This is a genomic window from Rhodococcus sp. NPDC059968 (assembly GCF_042738615.1).
In the GTDB taxonomy this organism is placed as follows: Bacteria; Actinomycetota; Actinomycetes; order Mycobacteriales; family Mycobacteriaceae; genus Rhodococcus_F.
In genome coordinates this window covers 1-26062 of record NZ_JBHWUE010000015.1, presented here as the reverse complement: position 1 = coordinate 26062, position 26062 = coordinate 1, and the positions used below count along the sequence as shown (strand labels likewise).

The following is a 26062-nucleotide window of genomic DNA, read 5'->3' as shown; positions in this document are numbered from 1 at the left end:
CGTCGCCCGCGGCTCGGCCTGCGGAATGTGGTCGCCTCGACGTGGGAGACTGGACCGGTGAGGTTGTATCGAGACACTGCGGTGGTCCTGCGCCAGCACAAGCTGGGCGAGGCCGACCGTATCGTCACACTCCTCACCCGGCAGCACGGTCTGGTGCGCGCGGTCGCCAAGGGGGTGCGACGCACGAAGTCCAAGTTCGGTGCCCGGCTCGAGCCGTTCGCGCACATCGACGTGCAGCTCTACCCGGGCCGCAACCTCGACATCGTCACCCAGGTCCAGACCGTCGATGCGTTCGCGACCGACATCGTCGACGACTACTCCCGGTACACGACGGCGTGCGCGATCCTCGAAACCGCCGAGCGGCTCGCCGGTGAGGAACGGGCCCCGGCGCCGCAACTGCATCGCCTGACGGTCGGGGCGCTGCGGGCCGTCGCCGAGCACCACCGCCCGTGCGAGCTGATCCTCGACGCCTTCCTGTTGCGGGCCATGGGTTTTGCGGGGTGGGCTCCCGCCCTCGACGACTGTGCGCGATGCAGCGCACCCGGGCCGCACCGGGCATTCCACGTGGCGGCCGGGGGAGCGGTGTGCGTCCATTGCCGGCCGCCGGGCGCCGCCACGCCGTCACCGGGGGTCCTCGACCTGATGGATGCGCTGTTTCGCGGCGACTGGGCGAGCACGGAGGAAGTGCCCGAGTCGTTGCGGGGGCAGGCCAGCGGTCTCGTCGCGGCGCATCTGCAGTGGCACCTCGAACGGCAACTCCGCACTCTCCCGCTGATCGAACGAGCACGACCGCATGCGGCGGTACGGGTGGAGGATTCGGTCAGGCAGGATGGGGACCGTGATTCGACGACGCGAACCTCGAGCCCCGCATAATTCCGGGGCCGAGCGCCAGATCCGGCCGCCGGACCCGCACCCCTCGGGCGCCCGCCCGCCCGGCCTGCAAACCGAACTCGTTCCCCGGCACATCGCGCTGGTGATGGACGGCAACGGCCGCTGGGCGCAGGAGCGGGGACTTCCCCGGACCGCGGGCCACGAACGCGGCGAGGCCGTGCTGATGGACGCCGTCTGCGGGTGCATCGAGATGGGCGTCGAATGGTTGTCGGCCTACGCGTTCTCCACCGAGAACTGGAAACGCAGCCCCGAGGAGGTCCGCTTCCTGATGGGATTCAACCGCGACGTGATCCGGCGTCGCCGCGACGAGATGCACGAGATGGGGGTGCGCGTGCGGTGGGCGGGTCGCCGTCCCAAGCTGTGGCGCAGCGTCATCAAGGAACTCGAGATCGCCGAGGAGCTGACGAAGCACAACACGGTCATGAACCTGACCATGTGCGTCAACTACGGCGGGCGCGCGGAGATCGCCGACGCGGCGAAGGAGATCGGCAGGCGGGTCGCGGCGGGGCTACTGGACCCGGAGAAGATCACCGAGGCGACCGTGGCCCGGTACCTCGACGAGCCGGACATGCCGGACGTCGACCTGTTCCTCCGGCCGTCCGGCGAGCAGCGTACGTCCAACTTCCTGATCTGGCAGTCGGCCTACGCCGAGATGGTGTACCAGGAGAAGCTGTTTCCTGATTTCGACCGCCGGGACCTGTGGGCGGCGTGTGTCGAGTACGCGTCGCGTGACCGTCGGTTCGGTGGGGTGAAATGACCGTCGACGGGGCGCCCGCGCTGCTCGGACGGGCGGCGGACGCGCTCGAGCACTTCGCCACCGTCGCCCGGGCGGAGGACGGATCGCTGAGTTTCGAGTACGCCGGGGCGCTGTGCTCGATCAGTGCGATGACCCTCACCGAGGGCCTCGATGTGCTGTCGATGACGTGCGTGCTGGCCTGGGATCGCCCGGTCAGCGCGTCGCTGCACAAGAAGGTCGCGGAGCGGAACAGCGCACTGCAGTTCGGTTCGATCGCGGTGTTCGGTCACGGCCGGCTCGCGGACGTCATCCTGCGGTACACATTCCCGGCGGCCGGGCTCCAGGACGAGGCGCTGACCACGATGCTGCTTCTCGCGTTGAGCGGCGCGGACACCGCCCGGCAGGGACTGATCCCCTGACGCTCACTGCGTCGCGGTGCAGTCCTTGCAGAGACCGAAGATCTCGATGGTGTGGCTGACGTCGGAGAAGCTGTGGGCGTCGGCGATCGACTGCGACCACTGCTCGACGGTCGGTCCCTCGACCTCGACGGTGTAACCGCAGGCACGGCAGACGAGGTGATGGTGATGTCCGGACGAGCAGCGCCGGTACACGGATTCGCCGGTGTCGGTGCGCAGGACGTCAACCGTTCCGGCGTCGGCGAGCGTCTGCAGGGTGCGGTAGACGGTGGTCAGCCCGATGCCCTCGCCGCGCTTGCGGAGTTCGTCGTGCAGTTCCTGCGCCGACCGGAACTCCTCGATGTCGTCGAGGAGCGCGGAGATGGCGCTGCGCTGCTTGGTCGCGCGTACTCCAACGACGACGGGTTTGCGCTGGCCGGTGTTCTGGGTCAAGGCTTCTATCCTTCCTCGGCGTGCGCGACGGCGTCCACGACGATGTGGGCGAGGTGGTCGTCCACCAGGCGGTAGAGGACCTCACGTCCGGTGCGTTCGCCGCGCACGACTCCCGCGGCCTTGAGCACGCGAAGATGCTGGCTGATCAGTGGCTGGGTGACTCCGAGTGCGCCGACGAGTTCGTGCACGCACCGTTCCGATTCGCGGAGCTGGAGGACGATCGCGATCCGGACGGGGGCCGCGAGGGCGCGCAGGATGTCGCCGGCCGCTGCCAGCGTCTCCTTCGACGGCACGGGAGCGGGCGCCGCCGCCTCGAACGGATGCAGATCCCCGGGATCGATGACGCTCACCAGTGATCTCCTTCGGTGTGCCGGACAATGGACGGGACCGTGGCCGCGAGGCCGTCGGCCCCGTGAGGATCACCCTCACCTTATTGCAAATCGATTCCATTTTGATATGCACGAATACGCATGTCAACCGGGTGGGTGAACCGACTGTGATCGGGCAGATAGGCTGGGCTCCGAAAAGCGCACGTGAACCATGCATCTATTACCCAGATGGAGAGCACCCGAGTGGCACCGAAGTCCAAAGTCGAAACCGTCGTCAATCTCGCCAAGCGTCGTGGCCTGGTCTACCCGTGCGGTGAGATCTACGGAGGCACGAAGTCGGCCTGGGACTACGGCCCCTTGGGTGTCGAGCTCAAGGAGAACATCAAGAAGCAGTGGTGGCGCAACATGGTCACCAGCCGCGAGGACGTCGTCGGCCTCGACTCCTCGGTCATCCTGCCCCGCGAGGTGTGGGTGGCGTCCGGTCACGTCGGCGTGTTCAACGACCCGCTCGTCGAGTGCCTCAACTGTCACAAGCGTCACCGTCAGGACCACCTGCAGGAGGCGTACGCGGAGAAGAAGGGCCTCGACAACCCGGACGACGTCCCGATGGACGTCGTGGGCTGCCCCGACTGCGGCACGGTCGGTCAGTGGACCGAGCCCCGTGACTTCAACATGATGCTCAAGACGTACCTCGGCCCGGTCGAGAGCGAAGAGGGCATGCACTACCTTCGCCCGGAGACGGCGCAGGGCATCTTCGTGAACTTCGCCAACGTGCTCACCACGTCGCGCAAGAAGCCGCCGTTCGGCATCGGCCAGATCGGCAAGAGCTTCCGCAACGAGATCACGCCCGGAAACTTCATCTTCCGCACCCGCGAGTTCGAGCAGATGGAGATGGAATTCTTCGTCAAGCCCGGCGAGGACGAAGAGTGGCACCAGTACTGGATCGACTACCGCATGGACTGGTACACCGGTCTCGGCATCAACAAGGACAACCTGCGCCTGTACGAGCACGCACAGGACAAGCTGTCGCATTACTCCAAGCGCACCGTCGACATCGAGTACCGCTTCCACTTCCAGGGCAGTGAGTGGGGCGAGCTCGAGGGTGTGGCCAACCGCACCGACTTCGACCTGTCGACCCACTCGAAGCACTCGGGCACCGACCTCAACTACTACGACCAGGCCACCGGGGAGCGGTACACGCCGTACGTCATCGAACCGGCAGCCGGTCTCACGCGTTCGCTGATGGCGTTCCTCGTCGACGCGTACACCGAGGACGAGGCGCCGAACGCGAAGGGTGGCGTCGACAAGCGCACCGTTCTGCGTCTGGACCGTCGTCTTGCTCCGGTGAAGGCAGCGGTGTTGCCGCTGTCGCGTAACGCGGACCTGACGCCCAAGGCCAAGGATCTCGCCGCGACGCTCCGTCAGCACTGGAACGTCGAGTTCGACGACGCCGGCGCGATCGGCCGCCGCTACCGCCGTCAGGACGAGATCGGCACCCCGTTCTGCATCACCGTGGACTTCGACACGCTCGAAGACCACGCCGTGACCGTGCGTGAGCGCGACTCCATGGCTCAGGAGCGGGTCGCGCTCGACCAGGTCGAGGGTTACCTGGCGCAGCGCCTCATCGGTTCCTGATCCGCCGTCACCTGCGCGCGTCGCAGGTGGCGGTCAGATAGTTCGTCAGGATTCGCCGGCTCTCCTCGGAGACCGGAATGCGCGAGTATTCCGGTTCCGAGGAGCCGACGGCGATCCACAGCGGAAAGACGAAGGGCTTCTTCGCTTCCGTGAGGGCATGAGGGTCGCAGCGCGCCGCGTCGATCGTGATGTCCACGCTCAGCCGGTCCTCGTCCGCCCGCATGGTGGCGGGCAGTGCGCCGTGCAGCGCGTACAGGACGCTGCCGCCGATCTCGTCCAGCCGGATGTCACCCGACGCCGTTCCCCGGCTCACGACGAGCTGGGCGGGCAGGGGTGCGGTCGGCTCGGGCGGTCCCGCCGCCGGGATCAGTGTCACCGGTACGGCCCGCGCCAGATCCTCTGCGGCGCAGTCGCCGTCGTGGATACGGCCGAGGACGTCGTATGGGGTGGCGAGCGGCACCCGCACCGGTGACGCGCCGGCCACACCGATCAGGGCGTACGCCGGCTCCGGGGGAGTGTCGCAGCGAACCGGGCCGTACTCGGCCTCGACATCGATCCGGTTGCCGGGGCCGAGTTCGACCTCGCGCCGGGTCTCGGGCGCCGCCTCGAAACCGGGACTGTCCAATGCCACGGAGGTCACGGCGACGGGCGCATCGCCGGTGTTCGCTATCCGCACGTGAATCCGCCCGCCCGCCGCGTCGTCCTCCCGGCTGCGATAGGCCTCCGCCGACAGCGGGATCGCGTCGTCCGCGGGCGGGTCCCCGCCCGCGCAGCCCGACAGGGCGCCGCAGCCAGCGGCCGCGACGCAGGCGAGTGCGACGAAGACTGGGGAGGACGTCAGAATCGGCCGCCCCCACTGATCCGGCCGGAGCTGCTCGGCCCGCCGAAGGACCGCGGGCCGCTGCTGCGACCGCCGCCGGAGCCCCGGCTTCCCCAGTTGCCGCCGCCGCTGAAACCGCCGCGCAGGATGCTGTCGATCAGAATGCCGCCGAGGATCGCTCCGGTGGCATTCCCGCCACCGCTTCCGGGCCCGGGGCGCCGGCGGGACTCCCAGCGGCTCACGTCGTTCTGCGCCAGGCGCAGTGCGTCGGCCGCCAGGCCGGCCGCCGCCTGAGCGTGCTGAAGCGCGCGGGAGGCGTCGGTGGCGCGCAGTTGCTGCGCGCCCGCCAGGTGCCGCTGCGCCTCGGTCAGGCGGGTCCGGGCGTCCGCTCCCACCGCGCCGCGTCGGGTGCCGATGAAGTCCGACGCCGCCGTGACCTGCGACTGCGCGGCCATGAGGTCCTGCTCGAGGCGCTGCTGCGCACGCTCGGCCTGCTGCCGGGATTCCTGCGCCTCGGCGAGGACGGCGTCGAGTTCCGCGTCGGCCTTGACGATCTGGGTGAAGCTGCCGAGCGGGTCGGTGTCCGCGGCGGTCCGGGCCGCCGCCAGTGCTGCCTCGGCCGCGGCGCGGGCCGACGCGAGCCGGTCCCCACCCTGCTCGGTGAACTGGCCCGCGGCCGCGATCCCGGCCTCCACGTCGGTGATCGCGGCCGGCAGCGTGGCGATGGCGTGCCGGATGTCCTCCGCGGCGTGGTCGACGGCGTCGAGTAGCGTCCGGGCCTGTTCGAGGGCGCCCTCGGCTCCGCGGATCGCCGACACCGCCGGCCCCTGCTTCCCGGGCGGCAGCGCGATCGCGTCCCTGCCGTCGGCCACGGCCCGTTCCGCGAACGCGAGCCGCTCCTCCGCCATCGTCACGTTGTGGGCGACGGAAGCGAGTGCGGCGGCCGGGAATTCGGTCTGCAGGGTGGCGAGGGTCTGCGTGGAATCGGGGATGCGCACGGTCAGCGCGACCATGTCCCGGGTGAGCGCGTCGAGTCGGTCGGGGGCGTTGATCAGCAGGTCCCGGAGCCCGTCGAACTCCTGAACCCTCTCGTTGAGTTCGCGGTCGGCGCGCCCGCACGAGGTGATGATGTCGATGAGCATCTCCCGCTGCTGCCCTGGGGTCTCGGGGATCGCGTCGTCGAGTCGCTGACGGACGGTGAACGCGGCCGCGAGTGTCGCCTTCGCCGTGTCGAACGCCGCCGTGAACGACGCCGTGGCCTGCTCGCCGAACTCGCCGCGGGCCAGTTCGAGTTCCTCCTGGCTCGTGCGCAGCGCGTCGTCGGTCTCGACGAGCACCTCCTTGGCGCGCTCGTCCAGGGTCGGCAGCGGGAGCGCCGTCAGCGCGGCGGTGTCCTCGGGGCTGATGCTGCGCGCCGCCTCGACCCCGGCCCGGGAGCGGTCGTGCTTCTTCTTCCGCGAATACAGCACGAGGCCACCCGCACCCACGACTACCACACCTCCGCCGATCAGCAGTGTGCGCACGGACATTCCTTCGCCCGGACTCATCGCGTCGCCAAGGCCGCCTGCCGCGGCGATCGCGCCGCCGGCCCAATCCTCCTCGCGCAGGGCGGGTTCCACCGCATCGACGCGGATCGACTCGGCCTCGTCGCTGGTGATCTCCGACAGTCCGTCCGGTGCGATGAGGGCGTACTCGCGGTCGACGGTCGCGACCGCGAGCAGGGCGTCGCGGTCGCCGAGCGAGGAGGCCTGCGCCGTCTGATCCGCCCATGGACCGGCGCCGAGCCCGTTGAAGTCGGGAACGTACACCACCCACAACCGCACCTTGTGCTCGTCGTAGAGCTGGTCGATCGCGGCCTGGACGTCGCTCTGCTGGTCGGCGTCGAGCACGCCGACGGTGTCCGTGATCTGGCCGGGAAGACGGAACGGTGCGTCCGCCGACGCGATCGCGGGAGAGAACAGGATTGCCACGAGAGTCAGGAGTGCGGAGACGGCGCCGAGGGCGGCGAACCGCCGAGCACGGGGAAGTCGGGGGCGGGACGACGGCGTCTGCTCGAGGCGCGCTGCGAGTGGCATGGCAGCAAATCTATCGGGTGTGGCGAGTCGTCATCGGGACAGTTCGGCGACAGCTGGCAGAATCAGGGAGTGAATTCTGCACCGAGCCGTGAACGCCACGACCTCCCGCGCCGTTCTGCGCGCCTGGGGTTCGCCGGCACGCTGGCCCGGTGGACCCGCCGGATCATCGCCGGCGTCGTCCTCCTCGCCGCAGCGCTGGTGCTCGGCACCGCGGTCCGGGTGTGGCAGGTCGCGCGGATCGACGACACGTCCGCCGCCGACGCGATCGTCGTGCTCGGCGCCGCCCAGTATTCGGGAACCCCGTCGTCGGTGTTCGAGGCCCGGCTCGAGCAGGCATACAAGCTGTACGAGCGGGGGGTGGCCCCCGAGGTCATCACGGTCGGCGGCAAGCAGGAGGGCGACGAGTACACCGAGGCGGCGTCCGGCAAGAACTATCTGATCTCGCGCGGCGTCCCCGCCGACAGCATCACCGCGGTCGAGGAAGGGTCCGACACCCTGCTCAGCATCGAGGCGGTGAGTGAGGCGATGGGGGAGCAGGGCATCGATTCGGCGGTCCTCGTCAGCGACCCCTGGCATTCGCTGCGGACCCGGACGATGGCACGTGACGCCGGTCTCGACGTCTGGACGGCGCCCACCCGGCAGGGGCCCGCCGTGTTCACCCGCGAATCCCAGCTGCACGGAATCGCCCGGGAGACAGGGGCGCTGATCTGGTACCAGCTCACCCACTTCTCGGCCGACTTCCCTTACACGGCGGGACAGTAGACATCGATGACAGCACACACGACACCCCTCGGCGACGTGTACTCCGCGCACGACGTCGCCCGCCGGGTCCGCGAGGCACCGAAACGGGCGGGAATCCCGGGCAGCCAGATCGCGGCCGCGCAACACCGATCCGTCTTCTCCCGCGACCGCGCCCGCGTCCAGCACTCGGCCGCGCTCCGCAGACTCGCCGACAAGACCCAGGTGGTCGGCCCCCGGGACGGCGACACCCCGCGCACGCGGTTGACGCACTCGATCGAGGTGGCGCAGATCGGCCGCGGGATCGCCGACGGTCTCGGCTGCGATCCCGATCTGGTGGACCTCGCCGGCCTCGCGCACGACATCGGTCACCCGCCGTACGGCCACAACGGGGAGAAGGCCCTCGACGAGGTCGCCGAAAGCTGCGGTGGGTTCGAGGGCAACGCCCAGAATCTGCGCATCCTCACGAGCCTCGAACCGAAGGTGCTGTACCCCGACGGAAGCAGTGCCGGGCTCAACCTGACCCGCGCGTCGCTGGACGCGGCGATCAAGTATCCGTGGACCCGGCCGCGACCCGGCGCGAAGTTCGGGGCCTACGACGACGACGCCGACGTGCTCGCGTGGATCCGCGAGGGGGCCCCCGACGGCCACCAGTGTCTCGAAGCGCAGGTCATGGATTGGGCCGACGACGTCGCCTACTCCGTGCACGACGTCGAGGACGGCGTGATCGACGGGCGCATCGATCTACGTTCGCTGGCCGATCCGGTGGATCAGCGGGCGCTCGCCGAGTTCGGAGCGTCGGAGTTCCCGGGACTCGACGTCGAGGAACTGGTCGAGGCCGCGACGCGGTTGAGCCTTCTGCCCGTCGTCGTCGAGGTGGGCAGCTACGACGGCACGCTCACCAGTTCGGTCGCCCTGAAGAATCTCACCAGTGAACTGGTCGGCCGGTTCGCGACCGCCGCGATCATCGGGACCCGCGACGTCCACGGCGACAAGCCGGTCGCCCGGTACGACGCCGACCTGGTGGTCCCGCCGGTGGTCGCGGCGGAGGTGGCGCTGCTCAAGACGTTCGCACTGAACTACGTGATGTCGGATGCCGGCCACCGGGCACGGCAGGCACGCCAGCGTGACCGCGTCCACCGCGTCGCCGAATGGCTACTCGTGACCGCACCCGCCGGTCTCGACCCCATCCTGGTTCCCGCCTGGAACGCCGCGGCCGACGACCCCGCACGGGTCCGGGTCGTTGTCGACCAGATCGCCTCCTACACCGAGAGCCGGCTCGAACGCGTCGACAAGTCCAGTCTCGGAGCCCAGGCGAGCTGGGGCTGACAAAGCCGGAAGTCGGACCCATCCGGCCGCCGCGGTGCTACGAATAGGTCTACAGACAGCTCGCACCCAATGGTCAGGGAGACCGGATGAAGTCTGCAGTGCGCAAGGTCATCGGTTCGACGTCCGCAGCGCTGGCGGTGGCGGTCGGTGCCGCCCTGCTGGCCCCACCCGCGGCGCAGGCCGCGCCCGCGTATCCGTTCGCGGACTCCGACCCGTTCTACGGTGCGCCCGCCGACGTCGGGGCACGCGCCGACGGTGACGTGCTGGCGAGCCGACCGGTCGCCGCCACCGGTTTCCCCACCGCCGACGCCTGGCAGGTGAAGTACAGGTCGACCAACTCCGCCGGAGCGCCCATCGCCGCGGTCACCACGGTGCTGGTACCCCGCGGCACTCCCGCGAACCGGCCGCTGGTGTCCTATCAGCCGTTCGTCAACGCGCTCGGGCTCGAGTGCGCGCCATCGCATCAGCTGTTCAACGGCGGAATTCAGGAGGGGCCCGCCCTCAACGCCCTGCTCGCGCGGGGGTGGGCCGTCGCCGTGCCCGACCACCTCGGACCGACCAGCGCATACGGGGCCGCGAAACTCGGCGGCCGGCTCGTGCTCGACGGCGTCCGCGCCGCGCAGCGGCTCCCGGAAGCGGGTCTCGGTGGCAGTCCGGTCGGGCTGGCCGGCTACTCGGGCGGTGCCATGGCGACCAACTGGGCCGCGGCACTCGCACCCACCTACGCCCCGGAACTGAACATCGTGGGCGCCGCCGAGGGCGGCACACCGGTCAACATCGGTGAACTGGCCGACCGTTTGGGTAGCACGCGCTCGCAGGCGTTCGGCCTGGGTTTCGCGGCCGCCATCGGTCTCGAGCGTGAATACCCGACGCGTTCACCGCTGGGGGACGGCCTCAACGGCGACGGACTCGCCCTGCGGACACAGATGAGCAACATGTGCACCGATTCGATCCTCGGCGCCGGTGCGGGGAAGTCGCTGCCCGACCTGACCAACGGTCCCGGGATCCTCGCCGACCCGTCCGGCCGCGCGGTGATGGACGAGAACAGCGTCGAACTGTATCCGGGAGTCCCGAGGACGCCGATGTTCGTCTGGCACGGCAGCGCGGACCCTCTCGTCGCCATCGGGCCGGTGCAGAACACCGTCGCCCGGTACTGCTCACAGGGTGCGCGCGTGCAGTTCGACGTGATCCCGGGCGCCGACCACGGCACCGCCACCATGCTCGGTGCCGGTCCCGCATTCGGCTATCTCGGCGACCGATTCGCCGGGATTCCCGCCCCGTCGAACTGCTGACCCAGAGGCGGAAGTTCGGGCTGCGGCGGAGCGCCTAGACTGTCGTTCGTGGCTGGCAGAATCCCTGATCGTGACGTTGCGGCCATTCGCGAGCGCACACGGATCGAGGACATCGTGGGGGAGTACGTCTCCCTCAAGCGCGCGGGCGGCGACTCCATGAAGGGGCTGTGCCCGTTCCACGACGAGAAGTCGCCGTCGTTCCACGTCCGCCCCAACCACGGGCACTACCACTGCTTCGGGTGCGGCGAGGGCGGCGACGTCTACTCGTTCCTCCAGAAGATCGACCACATCAGTTTCGTCGAGGCCGTCGAGCAGCTCGCCGACCGGTTGAACTACACCATTTCGTACGAGGGTGGCGGCACCTCGGTGCAACGCGACCGCGGCACCCGCTCCCGGTTGGTCGCGGCCAACGCGGCCGCGCAGGAGTTCTACTCGGCGCGCTTGCAGGAACCCGACGCGCAGGCGGCCCGCGACTACCTGACGGAACGGAACTTCGACGCGCAGGTCGCGCAGCAGTTCGGGTGCGGGTATGCACCCGACGGCTGGGACATCCTCACGAAGCACTTGCTGGGCAAGGGCTTCGACGTCAAGGAACTCGAGGCCGCGGGCCTGTCGAAAGCCGGGCGGCGTGGTCACATCGACCGCTTCCACCGGCGCCTGCTCTGGCCCATCCGGAACCTGTCCGGCGACGTCATCGGGTTCGGCGCCCGCAAGTTGTTCGACGACGACACCATGCCCGGCAAATACGTCAACACGCCGGAAACCATGCTGTACAAGAAGTCTCAGGTGCTGTTCGGGCTCGACCTCGCCAAGCGTGACATCGCCAAAGGACATCAGGCCGTGGTGGTCGAGGGATACACCGACGTCATGGCGATGCACGTGGCCGGGGTCAAGACCGCCGTCGCCGCCTGCGGCACCGCGTTCGGTGAGGACCACCTCGCGATGCTGCGGCGACTGCTGATGGACGACAGCTACTTTCGCGGCGAGATCATCTACACGTTCGACGGGGACGCCGCCGGCCAGGCCGCGGCGATGAAGGCGTTCGAGGGCGACCAGAAGATGGCCGGGCAGACGTTCGTCGCCGTGGCACCCGAGGGCATGGACCCGTGCGAGCTGCGGCAGAAGTCCGGTGACGCCGCCGTCCGCGACCTGGTGGCGCGTCGCACACCGATGTTCGAGTTCGTGGTCAAGTCGATCCTCACCGAGCACGACCTCGAGACCGCCGAGGGCCGGGTCGAGGCGCTGCGGCGCACCGTGCCGGTGGTCGCGCAGATCAAGGAAGCGACGCTGCGTGACAGCTACGCCGTCCAGTTGTCGGGCTGGGTGGGCTGGGACGACATCGCCGCCGTCCGGCAGCGGGTGCGGGACGAGGCGCGCAAACGGGCGTCCACCCGCGGGTCGCTGCCTGCGCCGCTGAAGAAGAAGGCCTCCCGGGGCGAGGACCAGGACACCCCACAGTTGCCGGTCGGGCTCACCCGGCCCCGGCCGAACGATCCGACGCTGTGGGCGCAGCGGGAGGCGCTGAAGGGCGCGTTGCAGTACCCGTCGATCGCGGGCACCGTGTTCGACTCGCTGCCGGTGGAGACGTTCACGCATCCGACGTACGTCGTGATCCGCGAGTCGATGATCGCGTCCGGCGGCACCAGCGCGGGCCTCGGCGGCGGCGAGTGGGTCGACGCGGTCAGCCGCGGTGTCGACGACGTCACCGCGGCGTCCCTCGTGTCGGAACTCGCCGTCGAGCCGTTGCCCGCCGAAGAGGACACCGTGCCGAGATACATTTCCGGAGTGATCGCACGCCTGCAGGAGGTGTGGGTGGGAGAGCAGGTGGCGGAACTGAAATCCAAGCTGCAGCGCATCTCGCCGGCGACGGCGTCGGACGAGTTCCACTCGCTGCTCGGCGACCTCGTCGCCCTGGAGCAGTACCGCCGCAGCCTGCTCGATCAGGCGATCGGTGACACCAACCGGGACGGGATGGCCGGCTGAACCGGCCACTGCCGGCTACTTCTTCTTGAGCTGATCCTGGGGAACCAGGATGGTCGTTTCCTCGTCGAGTGGCTTCATGGGCTCGAGCTTCGGCTGAGTGTTCAGGGAGTCGGACAGCTTCTGCCGCGACATCTGCAACACCTTCTTCGTGGCCGGGCTGGTGGCCACGGCCTTGGTGGCCCGGCTGATCTGTTCGTAGCGCGCACGTCCTGCTCGCGTACCCAGCACGTACCCCGCAGCGATACCGATCAACAACCGCATCATTCCCGCTTCCTCCCGACGCACAACGACCTGCACCCATCCTGCCTGATGCGTCGACAGGCAGGCGATTTGGTACTGGGGTGGGGCTATGCGCTACAGTTTCTCTCGCATCGCCGGGAACGGCGAAGCACAGCAGAATAATCCCCTGTAGCTCAATTGGCAGAGCTTCCGACTGTTAATCGGACGGTTGCTGGTTCGAGTCCAGCCGGGGGAGCATCGAAACCCCGTCCGGTTCATCCGGGCGGGGTTTTCTGCTGCGCCCGGCCAATTCGGATCGGTGCACACTCGCGGGCGAGTACATTCCGGCTGTATCGGCAGCAATCGACCGCGGGGTGAGCGATGAGCGAGGACGGCGGCGAAACCGAGCGGGCACGGTCGATCGGGCGCTTCGGCACGAGCGACGCCCCGCGGTGGCTGGCGCCCTCGATCCTCTACGTTCTGCTGGCCGTCGCCGCCTACCAGTTGTCGGGTTGGCTGTTCGTCAACCTGCGGAGCTTTCTGGGGTTGCTGTTCCTCGCGTGGTTGTTCAGTATCACCATCGAACCGGTCGTCGACTGGCTCGAGCGCCGGGGGCTGCGGCGCGGCGCCGCCACCGGACTCGTGCTGTTGGCGCTGTTCGTCTTCGCCATCGGATTCCTGGCACTCTTCGGGACACTGCTCGCCCAGCAACTCGCCCAGCTCCTCAAGGCCCTGCCGGGCGCGTTGTCCTCGGTCACCGACTGGTCCAATCGTGTGTTCGACACCGACTTCGCGACCGGCGAGGCTCTGATCCACCTCACGCCCGAGACCATCCGAGACCTCGCCGAGCGGTTCACGCCGGGAGTTCTGGGTGTGTTGTCCTCGCTGCTCGGCGTCGTGTTCCAGATGCTGACGCTGCTGCTGTTCGTGTTCTACATGTCCGCGCAGGGGCCGGCGCTTCGCCGCACGATCTCGAGCTGGTTTCCGGCGCGGCAACAGCGGGTCATCTCGGTGGTCTGGGAGATCTCGGTCGAGAAGGCCGGCGGATACGTGGTGTCGCGGCTGATCCTCGCTGCCGTGAGTTCGGTGGCCACCGGCATCTTCCTCGTGGTGATCGGTGTGCCCTACTGGCTGCCGCTGGCACTGTGGACCGGCATCGTCTCGCAGTTCGTCCCCACCCTGGGCACCTACCTCGCGATCGCCCTCCCAGCGATCATCGCGGCGGCGTCCCAGCCGATGGACGGTGTGTGGGTGATCGTGTTCGGGACCGTCTACCAGCAGATCGAGAACTACGTCCTGCACCCGCGCATCACGTCCGCGACGGTCTCGATCCACCCCGCGGTCGCGTTCGGGTCGGTGATCGTGGGCGCCTCGCTGTTCGGCCCGGTCGGCGCCCTGGTGTCGGTGCCGGTGGTCGCCGCGATCCAGGCCCTCGTCGAAACGTACGGGCGACGATACGAACTGGTCGCAGACGCATCGGCGCCGGTCACCTCAGTCGAACAACGCAAACACGCGGGCGACGAAGAAGGCCGCGACCGCGAGGACGAGTAGCCCCACCACGATGAACGCGAGGATCGGCACCGTCCGGCCCGGCATCGGCTGCGGATGCGACAACCCCGAGGTCTGGCCGGCATCCGGTGGCGTGTCACCCGGCTGAACGCCCCCTCCGTCGTCGAGCGCCGGTGCATCGTCCGGTTCCGGTCCTGGTCGTTCGACGCTCATCCTGTGCTCCCGTCTCGTGATCCTCCGCAGTGCGGATCACACGCGTACCCCGGAAGACGCGTTCGCACACACGGCGACGGGGCAGTGTCCACGTCGGGACACGATTCGGTCCGCCGACCACGAAAAGTCCTGTCAGGGCGGGCTTCGTCCCGGCTACGCGCCCACGGCGGGCGCACGGTAACATCGGCACGCCGCGATCGCGAATAGTGCGGCGATGGGGCGGTAGCTCAGTCGGTTAGAGCCGTGGACTCATAATCCATTGGTCGCGGGTTCGAGCCCCGCCCGCCCCACCGTTTTCCGCGGATCCCAGGTGGTCGAACGCCCGCTCCGTCGTTGTTCTCCGCGCCGCAGCGGGGCAGACTGAAAGGTCATCCGAGGAGGCCATCGTGGAGCTGCAGATCGTGGCGATCGACAAGCCCGACGACATGAACGTGATCGTCGGTCAGTCCCACTTCATCAAGACCGTCGAGGACGTGCACGAGGCGCTGGTGGGAGTGAGCCCCCACCTCCGGTTCGGTATCGCGTTCTGCGAAGCCTCGGGGCCTCGCCTCGTGCGCTGTTCCGGCAACGACGACCGTCTCGTCGAGTTGGCCACCCGCAACGCCGTCGCGGTCGGAGCGGGACACTCGTTCTTCGTGTTCGTGGAGGACGGCTACCCGGTGAACGTCCTGAACACGCTGAAGCAGGTGCCGGAGGTGTGCGGCATCTTCTGCGCCACCGCCAACCCCCTCGAAATCATCGTGGCCGAGACGGAACTCGGCCGGGGCATCGCCGGCGTGATCGACGGCCGCCCGCCTGCCGGCGTCGAGGCCGATGCCGACGTCGCCGACCGTAAGGCGTTGCTCCGGACGATCGGTTACAAGCTATGAGTGGGCGGAGCCCGGACTAGGCCAGCGGATCGATGCGTTCCCAGGCAACCGGGAGTCGCACGTCGACACCCTCGGCCCGGCCCTTCTCGGTGAGGAACCGCAGGGACCGCCGGAAGTTGTCGGCGAAGCGGGGGAGCGGCGTCAGCGGCCGGTCGAGCGGCTTCCAGAAATTGTCCCAGTGGATCGGGATCACGCGACGTGCTCCGGTCCGGGTCACGAGTGCGTCCCAGTAGTCGCGGCGGAACCGGTCGGACTGCTTGCCGAGCGTGCCGATGCCGAGATAGACGGTATCGGCGTCGTATCCGTCGAGCGCTCCGGGAACGAAGTTCGCGCTGGCGTGGACGAGGACGCGGCCGTCGGGGTGCGCGAAATGGAACGAGAAGCAGTCGCCCTGCGCGTATTCGCCGATCGACGCTGGCGGGTGCACCGCATGTTCGATCGTGCCCGGGAACTTCGCTCGGGGGCTGTGCTCGGCGGGCAGCGCCGTCACCTCGAATGCGCCGTACCTCAGGGGAGTCCGCACCTGGATCGTCCGGAACCGGTCCATCGCGAACCCGTAACTCTCGGCGATGTGACGCGTCGACGGCGAACCGGCGAGTTCCGCGCCGGTGCGCTCCGCCACCGTCGGCGAGTCCATCGCGTGGTCGTAGTGCGAGTGCGCGACGAGGACGGCGGCCAGGCGGTCGGTTCGGGTTCGCGTGAGGCCCGGTCGACGGCGGCACCGTCGGGGCGCAGCGGCCGGAGTACCGATCGCAGCAGCGAAGGTCTGGAGAAGAACCCGTCCGTCATCAGCGACGTCTCGCCGTCGGACAACAGGATCGTGGAAACACCGAGGAAGGTGGCGTGCATGCTCGCGACCGTACCGGTGGGCGGCACTCTGACGGCGGGATCGTGTGGCCGTTCTACGATGACCGCCATGGCGATCACTCCCGACACGAAGAACTGGACCTGGGTCCTCGACCGGGCATGCCCCGACTGCGGGTTCGACTCGGCGGCAACCCGGTACGAGGACATTCCGGCCCTGGTCCGGGCGAACGTGGAGGCCTGGTCGCCGGTCCTCACTCGCCCCGACGTGACGGTCCGGCCGGACGAACAGACGTGGTCGGCACTCGAGTACGCCGCACACGTTCGCGACGTGTTCCGGATCTTCGACGTCCGGCTCCGGATCGTGCTCGACGAGACGGATCCACTGTTCCCGAACTGGGATCAGGACGAGACCGCGGTCGCCGAGCGCTACAACGAGCAGGATCCGGCCGTCGTCGACGCCGAACTGCGTGCGGCAGGCGCGGCGGTGGCGGACGACTTCGAGGCCGTCGCGCCGGAATTGCGGGTGCGGACCGGACGGCGGAGCGACGGCGCGTCGTTCACGGTGGAGTCGCTGGCCAAATACTTCGTCCACGATCCGATCCACCACCTCCACGACGTGTCGGGGTAACAGTTTCGGATTCCCGGACCCGATTCGGTAGAACGTGTTCCAATTCGGCCCGTTTGTGTCTATCGTCACATCAGCAGATGCGCAGACATGAATGAAGGGTTGGGAGTCACATGAAGACCAAGGGTGCGATCCTGTGGGGCCTGAACGAGCCGTGGTCGGTCGAGGAGATCGAGATCGGCGATCCGGTTGCGGGCGAGGTGCAGATTCGCATGGAAGCCGCCGGAATGTGCCACTCCGACCATCACATCGTCACCGGTTCGATGCCGATGGCGTCCTTCCCGGTGATGGGCGGCCACGAAGGGTCCGGCGTCATCACCAAGTTGGGCCCGGAGGTGAAGGACCTCGAAGTCGGCGACCACGTGGTGCTCTCGTTCGTGCCTGCGTGTGGACGCTGTCCGGCGTGCTCGGCGGGACATCAGAATCTCTGTGACCTCGGAATGGGGCTCCTGAGCGGGTTGGCGATCAGTGACGGCACCTTCCGCATCCACGCGCGCGGCGAGAACGTCATCCCGATGTGTCTCCTCGGGACGTTCTCGCCCTACATGGTCGTGCACGAGACGTCGGTCGTGAAGATCGACAAGGACATTCCCTTCGACGTCGCCGCCCTCGTCGGCTGCGGCGTTCCCACCGGGTGGGGTTCGGCGACGCGGATGGCTGAGGTGAAGCCGGGCGAATCCGTCGTCATCATGGGTGTCGGCGGCGTCGGCATGAGCGCACTGCAGGGCGCGGTGGCGTCCGGAGCGCGTCAGATCTTCGCCATCGACCCGGTGCCGTGGAAACGGGAACAGGCGCTGAAGTTCGGGGCCACCCACGCGTTCGAGAGTGCCGCGGCCGCAATCGAGCCGATCATCGCGCTCACCAACGGATTGATGGCGCAGAAGACGATCATCACGGTCGGGGAGATGCACGGCGAATACGTCGAGGAAGCCCTGTTGCTCACCAGCAAGTTCGGCACGTGCGTCGTCACGGCCATGGGCGCGATGACCGACATGGACGTGAAGCTGAACCTGTTCCTCTTCTCGATGCTGCAGAAGGACCTGAAGGGCACCATCTTCGGCGGCGGAAACGCCCGGGTCGAGATCCCGAACCTGCTGGCCATGTACAAGTCGGGGCAGCTGAACCTCGACGACATGATCACCCGCACCTACACCCTCGAAGGTGTCAACGACGGGTATCAGGACATGCTCGACGGCAAGAACATTCGCGGCGTCATCCGGTACACCGAAGCCGATTGGTGACGGCTCGCCGCGGCTGACCGCGGGCCGCTCTCGTAGGCTGACCGGGTGCAGAGTCTCGATCAGATTGCCCGATGGCCCGTGGACAACGCTGCGGCGGTGGTCCTGTCGCGCGACGAAGGGGTGATCGGCGAGTGCGGCGACCAGCAGCGCGTCTTCCCCCTGGCCTCGGTGACCAAACTGCTCTGCGCGTACGCAGTCCTGGTGGCCACCGAGGAGGGGGCCGTCGAACTCGACCAGCCCGCAGGCCCGGAGGGCTCGACCGTGCGTCATCTGCTGGCGCACGCGTCGGGTCTCGCGTTCGACGCGAACCGTGTGCAGACGGCACCGGAGCGCAAGCGGATCTACTCGAGCGCCGGCTACGAGGTGCTCGCCGACTTCCTCACCGCCGAGACCTCGATCGATTTCGCCGACTACGTCGCGGAATCCGTCTTCGCCCCGCTGTCGATGGGCACGTCCGCGCTCGTCGGGCCTGCCGGGCACGGAGCGCAGGCGTCGGCGGGCGATCTCGGCCGGTTCGCAGCAGAACTGTTCCGCCCGGCCCTCATTTCGCCTCAGACGTTCGCGGACGCCACATCCGTGCAGTTTCCCGGGCTGGACGGAATTCTGCCCGGATACGGCTCACAGCGGCCCAACGACTGGGGTCTGGGATTCGAGATCCGTTCGGGCAAGAGCCCGCACTGGACGGGCGCGAGCAACTCGCCGCAGACGTTCGGCCACTTCGGTCAGTCCGGCACTTTCCTGTGGGTCGATCCGGCCGCCGGACTGGCGTGCGTCGCGTTGACGGACCGGGATTTCGGCGACTGGGCCAAGCCCCTGTGGACTGAGCTGAGCGACGGTATCCTCTCGGAACGCAGAAGGTGATGACACACCGATTGCTCGAATCACTGGCGCAACACAGGCATCACAAGGCACACTGGTCAACCGAGCGTGCTGCACACACCGACTGAGGCCGTTGGGGAAGACGTCCCTCGTCGAAGCAGGAGGCTCGAGTGCGCGCATTGAATCAGTTCGCGGACGCGACGGATGGTGTTGTCTACATACACTCGTCGCCCGCCGCGTTGTGCCCCCATATCGAGTGGGCGTTGACCGCGACCCTCGACTGCCGAGCCAACCTGAAATGGACCTCGCAGCCGGCCTCCAACGGCGTTCTGCGCGCGACCACCAGCTGGGTGGGGCCCGTCGGCACCGCCTCACGGCTGGTCAACGCGCTCCGCGCCTGGCCGATGCTGCGGTTCGAGGTCACCGAGGACGCCAGTGAGGGCGTGGACGGCGAACGGTACAGCCACGTGCCCGGCATGGGCCTGTGGCACGGGTCCACCAGCGCGAACGGCGATGTCGTCGTGGGGGAGATGCGCCTGCGGGCACTGATGCAAGCGGGGGGCGACATCGCCGCCGAACTGGACTACGCGCTCGGAACCGCCTGGGACGAGGCTCTCGAGCCGTTCCGCAGCGGCGGAGAAGGCGCCGAGGTCACCTGGCTACGCCGCGACGTCGGCTGACACCCCGCTCACGGACGCGAAAAGGCCCCCGCCACAACAACGGCGGGGGCCTTCTCTCGAACAGAGCTCAGATCACAGCGGGATGTTCTTGTGGTCACCGCGGCCGGGTGGAGCGGCGGCCAGGGCGGCGGTGATGACACTGCGCGTCTTGGCAGGGTCGATCTCCTCGTCCACCACACCGATCGCGACGGCGCGGTCGACGCCACCGGCGATGCTCTCGTGCTCGACAGCCAGACGCTCGTGCAGGGCCTCGCGCTCTTCTTCCGGCGCTGCCGCCAGGGCGCGCTTGTGCAGGATGCCGACGGCGGCCTTGGCGCCCATGACGGCGACCTCGGCATCGGGCCACGCGTAGACGGCGGTGGCGCCGAGCGCGCGGGAGTTCATGGCGATGTAGGCGCCGCCGTAGATCTTGCGGGTCACGACAGTCACGCGGGGAACGGTGGCTTCGGCGAATGCGTGCAGCAGCTTGGCGCCGCGGCGCACGACGCCTTCCCATTCCATGCTCACGCCGGGGAGGTATCCGGGAACGTCCACGACCACGACGAGCGGGATGCCGAATGCGTTGCACAGCCGGACGAAACGAGCCGACTTCTCGGCGCTCTCCGAATTCAGGCAGCCACCCAGGCGGAGCGGATTGTTGGCGATGACACCGACGGTGCGGCCACCGAGGCGTCCGAGACCGGTCACGATGCTGCGGGCGTAATTGCCCTGCAGTTCCTCGAAACTCGACTCACCCTCGACGTTGTCGAGAAGTTCGTGAACGATCGGGCGGACGTCGTAGGCGCGCTTCGCCGACTCGGGCATGAGCGCGCGGAGATCGGTGTCGCCGTGCGCGGCCGCGGCCTGATCGAACTCGCCCTGCTCGCAGAACATCGACACCAGGCGGCGTGCCCGGTGCAGGGCGTCGCCCTCGTCGTGGGCGGCGATGTGCGCGACACCCGACTTCTTCGTGTGCGTGTCGGGACCACCGAGGGACACCATGTCGACCTGCTCACCGGTGACACTGCGGACCACGTCCGGTCCGGTGACGAAGACGCGGGCCTCCGGCGCCATGATGACGATGTCGGTCAGCGCGGGACCGTACGCCGCACCGCCGGCTGCGAAGCCGAGGACGACGGAAATCTGTGGGACGCGGCCGGACGCGCGGACCATGGCCTCGAAGACCAGTCCGACGGCGTGCAGGGCCTCGACACCCTCGGCGAGACGCGCGCCACCCGAGTGCCAGAGACCCACGATCGGGGCGTCTTCCTCGAGGGCGGTGTCGATCGCCGTCACGATGTGCTTGCAGCCTTCGACACCCATGGCACCGCCCATGACGGTGGCATCGGAGCAGTAGGCGATGGTGCGGACACCGTCGATGTTGCCGGACGCGGCCAGAACACCGGACTTGTCACGCGGATGGAGTGGGACGACCGTCCCGGCGTCGAACAGCTTCTCCAGGCGCGCAAGGGGATCGCGCGGATCGATCGACGCATCGGACTTCGTCGCGGGTGCCAAGATTGTCATCGCGTCCTCCTTGTGGCGGGCCCGGGTGGGCTGTCGATGGGTGGAGACCCCTTCAGAGAAGGGGTCTCCACCCGCGATCTAGCAGGACCGGCTGTCAGGCCCGGCCGAAGGCGAGCGCGACGTTGTGCCCACCGAAACCAAACGAGTTGTTGATCGCGAAATCGATCTCGCCGTAACGGGCTTCGCCCTTGACGACATCCAGGTCGATCTCTGGATCCTGATTCTCGAGATTCAGCGTGGGCGGAATTACTCCGTCACGCAGACTCAGGACCGTGAGCACCGCCTCGAGCGCACCGACGGCGCCGATCGAGTGCCCCAACGCGGACTTCGGTGCGTACACCGCAGCATGGTTGCCGACGGCAGCCTTGATGGCGTTCGCCTCTGCCGTGTCACCGATCGGCGTGGCCGTGGCGTGCGCGTTGATGTGCTGGATGTCCGACTTCGTCAATCCAGCAGTCTCGATCGCCCTCGTCATGGCCCGCGCAGCGCCCGAACCCGAAGGATCGGGAGCGACGATGTGGAACCCGTCGGAGGTGATTCCCGCGCCCAGCAGACGGGCGTGGATGGTGGCACCACGAGCCTTGGCGTGCTCCTCGGTTTCGAGGACCATCATCGCTCCGGCCTCACCGAACACGAAGCCGTCACGATCCTTGTCGAACGGCCGCGAAGCCGCCTTCGGATCGTCGTTGCGGGTGCTCAGCGCGCGCATCATCGCGAAGCTCGCGATCGGCACGGCGTCGAGGTAACCCTCCACACCACCGGCGACGATGATGTCCGCGTCGCCCATCACCAGCATGCGGTACGCATGGGCGATGGCCTCCGAACCCGAAGAGCACGCCGACACGGGAGTGATCACTCCGGCGCGGGCCCCGAGCTCGAGTCCGACGGTGGCCGACGGGCCGTTGGGCATCACCATCTGGACGGCGAACGGCGACACCTTGCGGTACCCACCGGCCTTCATCTTCTCGACGGCGTCGATCAGAGCTTCGCCGCCGCCCAGTCCGGTGCCGATCACGACGCCGAGGCGATCCTTGTCGACCTCCGGGCTGCCGGCGTTCTCCCAGACCTGACGGCCCAGGACGAGCGCCAGCCGCTCGACGAAGCTCATCCGGCGGATCTCGACCCGGGACAGCGACTCGTCGGGCGACACCTTGAGCTTGCCGCCGATCGTCACCGGAAGGTCGTTCTCCGTGACGAAGGCTTCCCGGATGGTATCGATGCCGCTCTCGCCGGCCAACAGGCCCTTCCACGTGGCATCCACGTCACCAGCGATCGACGTCGTGGCCGCGAGGCTCGTGACGACGATGTTGGGGAACTGCTTCCCGTTGGTCGAGGCGGAAGTCACGGCTGAGCTCACTCCTCGTCGTTCTTGGCAGCTTCGAGCTTCGCCTTCACAGCGTCCGCGTCGGCGCCACCTTCTGCTTCGAGCTTCTGGATGTAGGACACGGCGTCACCGACGGTGCGCAGTCCGGCGAGATCCTCGTCGGGGATCTTCACGCCATACTTGTCCTCGGTCTGGACGGCGATCTCAACCATGGAGAGGGAGTCGATGTCGAGGTCGTCGACGAAAGACTTTTCGATGGTCACCTCGGACGGCTCAATACCGGTGACCTCCTCGATGATCTCCGCGAGTCCGGCGATGATGTCTTCCTGGGTGGCGGCCACTGAGTGGCTCCCTTCTGATTCGGTGTAGATGTATCTGGAGTTGTGCAGGCACGTCCCCATCGGCCGCGCCTGCGGGCCCTGCACGCACCGAGGTGCGCGCAGCAAACTAGCCGAGTTCTGTCAGTTCGGCTAGCGCGGAGATATCCCCCGGGGTCTTGAGAGCCAGAGTCGGCGTGCCGCGCATTTCACGCTTGGCGATACCGACGAGGGTTCCGGCTGGTGGAAGTTCCGCGATCGCGGAGACCTGAGCGGTCCGCAGGCTTGCGGTACACAGGTCCCAACGCACAGGTCGGGTTACCTGCGCGGCTAGTTTAGTCAGTGCGTCGGCTCCGGATGCGACCGGTGCGCCGTCGGCGTTGGAGAGCAGAGTGCGGGTGGGTTCACCCGGTGTGATCTTGGACGCAGCCTCGGTGACGGCCTCCTGCGCGGGAGCCATGAACCGAGTGTGGAACGCGCCTGCGACGGGAAGAGCGCGAACCCGCGCCTTCTCCGGCGGGTTGGCCGCGAGTTCCTCGAGCGCCGACAGCAGACCTGCCGCGACGATCTGGCCCGCCGCGTTGCGGTTGGCCGGTTCGAGGCCCAGTTCGTCGAGGCGGGCGAGCACCTCGGCCTCGTCGCCCCCGAGGATCGCGGACATGCCGGTCGGCTCGAGTGCGCAGGCCTTGGCCATCTCCGCGCCGCGGACGGCGGCGAGGGCGACGGCGTCGTCGGCGGAGAGGACTCCGGCGACAGCGGCTGCGGCGAGTTCACCGACCGAGTGCCCGGCCGCGACGGTGTCTGCGGGAACCAGGCCACGCGCGTCGAGTTCCTCGAAGGCGAGGAGTGCGGCGACCACGACGAGAGGCTGCGTCACCGACGTATCGGTGATCTCCTCCGCTGTCGCGGTGGTACCGAGGCGGACGAGGTCGAGGCCGGCAGCCTTCGACCACAGTGCGACACGGTCATGAGAACCCGGCAGCTCCAACCAAGGGATGAGCATGCCGGGAGTCTGAGAGCCCTGACCCGGGGCGAGCAACGAAATCACTCTTCAAGAGAACACCGTCAACCGGGTGCTGCGAGATGTCGTTGCGGATGAACCTTTGTCGGCGGATTTGTTGGGTTCCCACAAAATTGCACGTGGGGTCCTCGCATCGAATCTGGACAGACGTTCGTTACAGCCCTGCTTCTCCGAATGGGAAGGGTGTGACTGGTGTTAAACGTGATATGGGTTCGTTATGGGAATGTGTCAATCGACCCACCGTGGCGGCCACTCTGAGTACATACGCATCCCGCGGATTCGTCGGATCGCGACCGGTGACTTCGGCGATTCTCTTGAGTCGATACCGCACAGTATTTGGATGAACAAACAGCTGCCGGGCACAAGTCTCAACCGCACCTCCACAGTCGAGATATGCGTCCAAAGTGTCGGTGAGAACACCTCCGGCGGCCGCCAGCGGCGCGACCAGATGGTCGTTCAGAGCGGTGACTGCGGCGTTGTCCCCGAGCAGTGCGCGCTCGGGTAGCAACTCGGCGGCGTGGACGGGCCGAGGGGCGCCCCGCCAGCCGGCGACCGCCTGCATCGCGGCGAGCGCCTCGACGGCACTGAAGTGAGCCGCGCCCAGCGTCGGCGTGGTCGGTCCGATGATCACCGGCTCGTCCGAGAACTTGCCGAGCAGGTCGGTCATGAAACTCGAGTGCCCCGACCCCTCCTGGAGCTCGCCGCTGACGACCATCACGAGCCGGGAACCCTGTACCACGGCGAGGGCGGCGCGCCCGTGCTTCTGCGCGATGGTGTGGACCGTGCCGACGACGGAGACCCGTTCGTCCTCGGGGGGAGTGCCGACGATGACGGTGGCGGGAGCGGTGGCGTCCCAATTGAGGGTCGCCGCCCGCGACAACATGTCGGAACCCGTGTCACCACGGACCACGGCGTCGACAACCAGTGCCTCGAGCCGGGTGTCCCACGCACCGCGGGACTCCGCGGCACTCGCGTACACCGAGGCGGCCGCGAAACCCAGTTCGCGACCGTAACGGAGGACGGCCTCGGTGAGGGCGATCAGCTGCTGGTCGTTGCGGGCGAGCGCCGGGAGCCACTGCTCGAAGAACTCCATCGCCACGCGGACCATGTCCACCGTCTGGCTGAGGGTGAGCCTGCGCGCGAGATCCTGCGGAATCACCTGGAACGCGTCCAGGCTGAACCGGATGTCACTGTCCGGGTTCTTGAGCCACTCGAGGAAGTTGACGACCGCCGTCTGAACCAGCAACTGCACGTTGGAGCGTTGAGCGGCGTCGAGGTCGTCGAAGAACGGCAGCTGATCCTGCATCGTCGTGACGGCCTCGGTCGAGAGGCGACCGGAAAACTGTTTGACGCGACGCAACAGTGCGTCGGGCAACGGATCCCGGGTTTGTCGTCTGCGGGAGACCAACGGACTCTGCTCGACCATAGTCAAGAACCTACGCCCACCGCCGCCCGTGTTGTCCGACGGACACACGGGCGGCGGTGGGTGAGGATCTCCGCGTTACGCGCTACCGGTATCCGTGTACGAGACGGCCGCGGCGCGGACGTCGTCGATGCGGTACCGGTTGGCGGCCTCGACGGCCTTGGAGCGGTCGAGGGTGCCTTCGCCGGCGAGGGCGGACAGGACGGCGACGACGATGGATTCGGCGTCGACGTTGAAGTACCGGCGGGCGGCGGGGCGGGTGTCGGAGAAGCCGAACCCGTCGGTGCCCAGGGTGGTGTACGAGCCGGGGACCCACTGCCGGATCTGATCGGCCACCGCGCGCATCCAGTCCGAGGCCGCCACGAACGGGCCGGCGGCGTCGGACAACGCCTGCGTGACATAGGGCAGCGGGGCGTCGGTGCCGGGGTCGCGCAGGGCCTGCCGCTCCGATTCGATGCCGTCGCGGCGCAGCTCACCCCAGGAGGTGACCGACCACAGGTCGGCGGCCACCCCCCACTCGTCGGCGAGCAGCTGCTGCGCCCGCAGCCCCTCGGGCATGGTGACACCGGAGACCAGGATCTGCGCCTTCGGGCCCGATGCCTGCGACTTCTTGAACAGGTACATGCCCTTGAGCAGGCCCTCGACGTTGAGGTCGGCGGGTTCGGCGGGTTGGGAGTAGGGCTCGTTGTAGAGGGTGATGTAGTAGAAGATGTCCTCGCCGCCGAACCCGTCCACGCCGTCGGTGCCGCCGTACATCCGGCGCAGCCCGTCCTTGACGATGTGCGCGATCTCGTAGGAGAACGCCGGGTCGTA

General features: G+C 68.1%; 26 protein-coding genes, 2 tRNA genes and 1 pseudogene. 16 read left to right on the top strand and 13 right to left on the bottom strand.

Going from position 1 to position 26062, the window contains the following annotated elements; all coding sequences use genetic code 11:
* Nucleotides 1-57: 57 nt before the first annotated feature.
* From recO to ACFWAY_RS15300, 3 genes are read left to right on the top strand one after another with little or no spacing between them, the layout of a single operon-like run.
* Nucleotides 58-873, top strand: coding sequence for a DNA repair protein RecO (recO, locus tag ACFWAY_RS15310; protein WP_378456134.1), 816 nt, complete (start codon nt 58-60; stop codon nt 871-873).
* Nucleotides 839-1648, top strand: coding sequence for an isoprenyl transferase (locus ACFWAY_RS15305; protein ID WP_378456133.1), 810 nt, complete (start codon nt 839-841; stop codon nt 1646-1648). Before recO ends, ACFWAY_RS15305 begins: the two co-directional genes overlap by 35 nt.
* Nucleotides 1645-2046, top strand: coding sequence for a hypothetical protein (locus tag ACFWAY_RS15300; protein WP_073364420.1), 402 nt, complete (start codon nt 1645-1647; stop codon nt 2044-2046). The genes ACFWAY_RS15305 and ACFWAY_RS15300 overlap by 4 nt, the downstream gene beginning before the upstream one ends.
* A 3-nt stretch (nt 2047-2049) precedes the next feature.
* Here ACFWAY_RS15300 and ACFWAY_RS15295 read toward each other — a convergent pair whose 3' ends face one another.
* Both ACFWAY_RS15295 and ACFWAY_RS15290 read right to left on the bottom strand, forming a co-directional pair.
* Complete coding sequence (locus tag ACFWAY_RS15295; protein WP_073364421.1) at nt 2050-2475, bottom strand: Fur family transcriptional regulator; 426 nt, start codon at nt 2473-2475, stop codon at nt 2050-2052.
* Between the two features lie 5 nt (nt 2476-2480).
* Entirely contained in the window at nt 2481-2825 is a 345-nt protein-coding gene (locus ACFWAY_RS15290) for a helix-turn-helix transcriptional regulator (RefSeq protein ID WP_016879990.1), read from the bottom strand.
* Between the two features lie 222 nt (nt 2826-3047).
* Here ACFWAY_RS15290 and ACFWAY_RS15285 point away from each other — a divergent pair, with 222 nt between their 5' ends.
* A complete protein-coding gene (locus ACFWAY_RS15285) occupies nt 3048-4439 on the top strand; it encodes a glycine--tRNA ligase (protein ID WP_005247885.1) in 1392 nt (463 codons plus the stop codon).
* Nucleotides 4440-4446: 7 nt separating this feature from the next.
* On the opposite strand, the gene ACFWAY_RS15280 is transcribed toward ACFWAY_RS15285, so the two are convergent.
* Complete coding sequence (locus ACFWAY_RS15280; RefSeq protein WP_378511125.1) at nt 4447-5115, bottom strand: hypothetical protein; 669 nt, start codon at nt 5113-5115, stop codon at nt 4447-4449.
* 161 nt (nt 5116-5276) lie between these two features.
* A complete protein-coding gene (locus ACFWAY_RS15275; RefSeq protein ID WP_378511124.1) occupies nt 5277-7334 on the bottom strand; it encodes a TPM domain-containing protein in 2058 nt (685 codons plus the stop codon).
* Between the two features lie 69 nt (nt 7335-7403).
* Here ACFWAY_RS15275 and ACFWAY_RS15270 point away from each other — a divergent pair, with 69 nt between their 5' ends.
* The 4 genes from ACFWAY_RS15270 to dnaG all read left to right on the top strand — a co-directional run bounded on the left by ACFWAY_RS15270 (nt 7404) and on the right by dnaG (nt 12676).
* Nucleotides 7404-8096 (top strand): YdcF family protein, encoded by a 693-nt coding sequence (locus ACFWAY_RS15270; RefSeq protein ID WP_378511123.1) that lies wholly within the window; start codon nt 7404-7406, stop codon nt 8094-8096.
* Nucleotides 8097-8102: 6 nt separating this feature from the next.
* Nucleotides 8103-9401, top strand: coding sequence for a deoxyguanosinetriphosphate triphosphohydrolase (locus tag ACFWAY_RS15265; RefSeq protein ID WP_378511122.1), 1299 nt, complete (start codon nt 8103-8105; stop codon nt 9399-9401).
* Between the two features lie 86 nt (nt 9402-9487).
* Nucleotides 9488-10693, top strand: a complete 1206-nt coding sequence (locus tag ACFWAY_RS15260; protein ID WP_378511121.1) for a lipase family protein — start codon at nt 9488-9490, stop codon at nt 10691-10693.
* Between the two features lie 48 nt (nt 10694-10741).
* Nucleotides 10742-12676 (top strand): DNA primase, encoded by a 1935-nt coding sequence (dnaG, locus tag ACFWAY_RS15255; RefSeq protein WP_378511120.1) that lies wholly within the window; start codon nt 10742-10744, stop codon nt 12674-12676.
* A gap of 15 nt (nt 12677-12691) precedes the next feature.
* On the opposite strand, the gene ACFWAY_RS15250 is transcribed toward dnaG, so the two are convergent.
* Entirely contained in the window at nt 12692-12940 is a 249-nt protein-coding gene (locus ACFWAY_RS15250; protein ID WP_005570860.1) for a hypothetical protein, read from the bottom strand.
* Nucleotides 12941-13078: 138 nt separating this feature from the next.
* Here ACFWAY_RS15250 and ACFWAY_RS15245 point away from each other — a divergent pair.
* Together ACFWAY_RS15245 and ACFWAY_RS15240 are read left to right on the top strand one after the other, a co-directional pair.
* Nucleotides 13079-13151 (top strand) — tRNA-Asn (locus tag ACFWAY_RS15245).
* Between the two features lie 125 nt (nt 13152-13276).
* A complete protein-coding gene (locus ACFWAY_RS15240; RefSeq protein WP_378511119.1) occupies nt 13277-14446 on the top strand; it encodes an AI-2E family transporter in 1170 nt (389 codons plus the stop codon).
* Here the strand turns inward: ACFWAY_RS15240 and ACFWAY_RS15235 are convergent.
* Nucleotides 14387-14617, bottom strand: coding sequence for a DUF6480 family protein (locus tag ACFWAY_RS15235; protein WP_082324995.1), 231 nt, complete (start codon nt 14615-14617; stop codon nt 14387-14389). The two genes, ACFWAY_RS15240 and ACFWAY_RS15235, sit on opposite strands and share 60 nt — an antisense overlap.
* Nucleotides 14618-14833: 216 nt before the next feature.
* Here ACFWAY_RS15235 and ACFWAY_RS15230 point away from each other — a divergent pair.
* Both ACFWAY_RS15230 and ACFWAY_RS15225 read left to right on the top strand, forming a co-directional pair.
* A tRNA-Ile gene (locus ACFWAY_RS15230) sits at nt 14834-14907 on the top strand.
* A 96-nt stretch (nt 14908-15003) separates the two neighbouring features.
* Complete coding sequence (locus ACFWAY_RS15225; RefSeq protein WP_378456125.1) at nt 15004-15486, top strand: adenosine-specific kinase; 483 nt, start codon at nt 15004-15006, stop codon at nt 15484-15486.
* Between the two features lie 16 nt (nt 15487-15502).
* On the opposite strand, the gene ACFWAY_RS15220 is transcribed toward ACFWAY_RS15225, so the two are convergent.
* Nucleotides 15503-16165: an MBL fold metallo-hydrolase gene (locus tag ACFWAY_RS15220; RefSeq protein ID WP_378511169.1), complete on the bottom strand. Its 663-nt coding sequence runs from the start codon at nt 16163-16165 to the stop codon at nt 15503-15505.
* A 237-nt stretch (nt 16166-16402) separates the two neighbouring features.
* On the opposite strand from ACFWAY_RS15220, the gene ACFWAY_RS15215 reads away from it, so the two are divergent.
* From ACFWAY_RS15215 to ACFWAY_RS15200, 4 genes are all read left to right on the top strand, one after another.
* The gene (locus ACFWAY_RS15215) at nt 16403-16921 is read left to right on the top strand and encodes a DinB family protein (RefSeq protein ID WP_378456123.1); all 519 of its coding nucleotides are present in this window, start codon (nt 16403-16405) and stop codon (nt 16919-16921) included.
* Between the two features lie 110 nt (nt 16922-17031).
* Nucleotides 17032-18159 carry an NDMA-dependent alcohol dehydrogenase gene (locus tag ACFWAY_RS15210; protein WP_005247847.1) on the top strand — a complete coding sequence of 376 codons (1128 nt, stop codon included), beginning with the start codon at nt 17032-17034 and terminating at the stop codon, nt 18157-18159.
* Between the two features lie 45 nt (nt 18160-18204).
* Nucleotides 18205-19020 (top strand): serine hydrolase domain-containing protein, encoded by an 816-nt coding sequence (locus ACFWAY_RS15205; protein ID WP_378456122.1) that lies wholly within the window; start codon nt 18205-18207, stop codon nt 19018-19020.
* A 128-nt stretch (nt 19021-19148) separates the two neighbouring features.
* A complete protein-coding gene (locus tag ACFWAY_RS15200) occupies nt 19149-19658 on the top strand; it encodes a DUF3145 domain-containing protein (protein ID WP_378456121.1) in 510 nt (169 codons plus the stop codon).
* A gap of 72 nt (nt 19659-19730) precedes the next feature.
* Here the strand turns inward: ACFWAY_RS15200 and ACFWAY_RS15195 are convergent, their stop codons facing one another.
* The 6 genes and pseudogenes from ACFWAY_RS15195 to ACFWAY_RS15170 all read right to left on the bottom strand — a co-directional run.
* On the bottom strand, nt 19731-21164 hold the full coding sequence (locus ACFWAY_RS15195) for an acyl-CoA carboxylase subunit beta (protein ID WP_378511118.1): 1434 nt from the start codon (nt 21162-21164) through the stop codon (nt 19731-19733).
* 94 nt (nt 21165-21258) lie between these two features.
* Complete coding sequence (locus tag ACFWAY_RS15190; protein WP_005571522.1) at nt 21259-22509, bottom strand: KasA/KasB family beta-ketoacyl-ACP synthase; 1251 nt, start codon at nt 22507-22509, stop codon at nt 21259-21261.
* An 8-nt stretch (nt 22510-22517) separates the two neighbouring features.
* Nucleotides 22518-22829 carry a meromycolate extension acyl carrier protein AcpM gene (acpM, locus tag ACFWAY_RS15185; RefSeq protein ID WP_378456119.1) on the bottom strand — a complete coding sequence of 104 codons (312 nt, stop codon included), beginning with the start codon at nt 22827-22829 and terminating at the stop codon, nt 22518-22520.
* A gap of 106 nt (nt 22830-22935) precedes the next feature.
* Nucleotides 22936-23853 carry an ACP S-malonyltransferase gene (locus ACFWAY_RS15180; protein ID WP_378511117.1) on the bottom strand — a complete coding sequence of 306 codons (918 nt, stop codon included), beginning with the start codon at nt 23851-23853 and terminating at the stop codon, nt 22936-22938.
* Between the two features lie 127 nt (nt 23854-23980).
* The gene (locus ACFWAY_RS15175; protein ID WP_005261202.1) at nt 23981-25252 is read right to left on the bottom strand and encodes a CdaR family transcriptional regulator; all 1272 of its coding nucleotides are present in this window, start codon (nt 25250-25252) and stop codon (nt 23981-23983) included.
* Nucleotides 25253-25327: 75 nt separating this feature from the next.
* Nucleotides 25328-26062: pseudogene (locus tag ACFWAY_RS15170) on the bottom strand (pyruvate dehydrogenase (acetyl-transferring), homodimeric type); the annotation flags it as partial.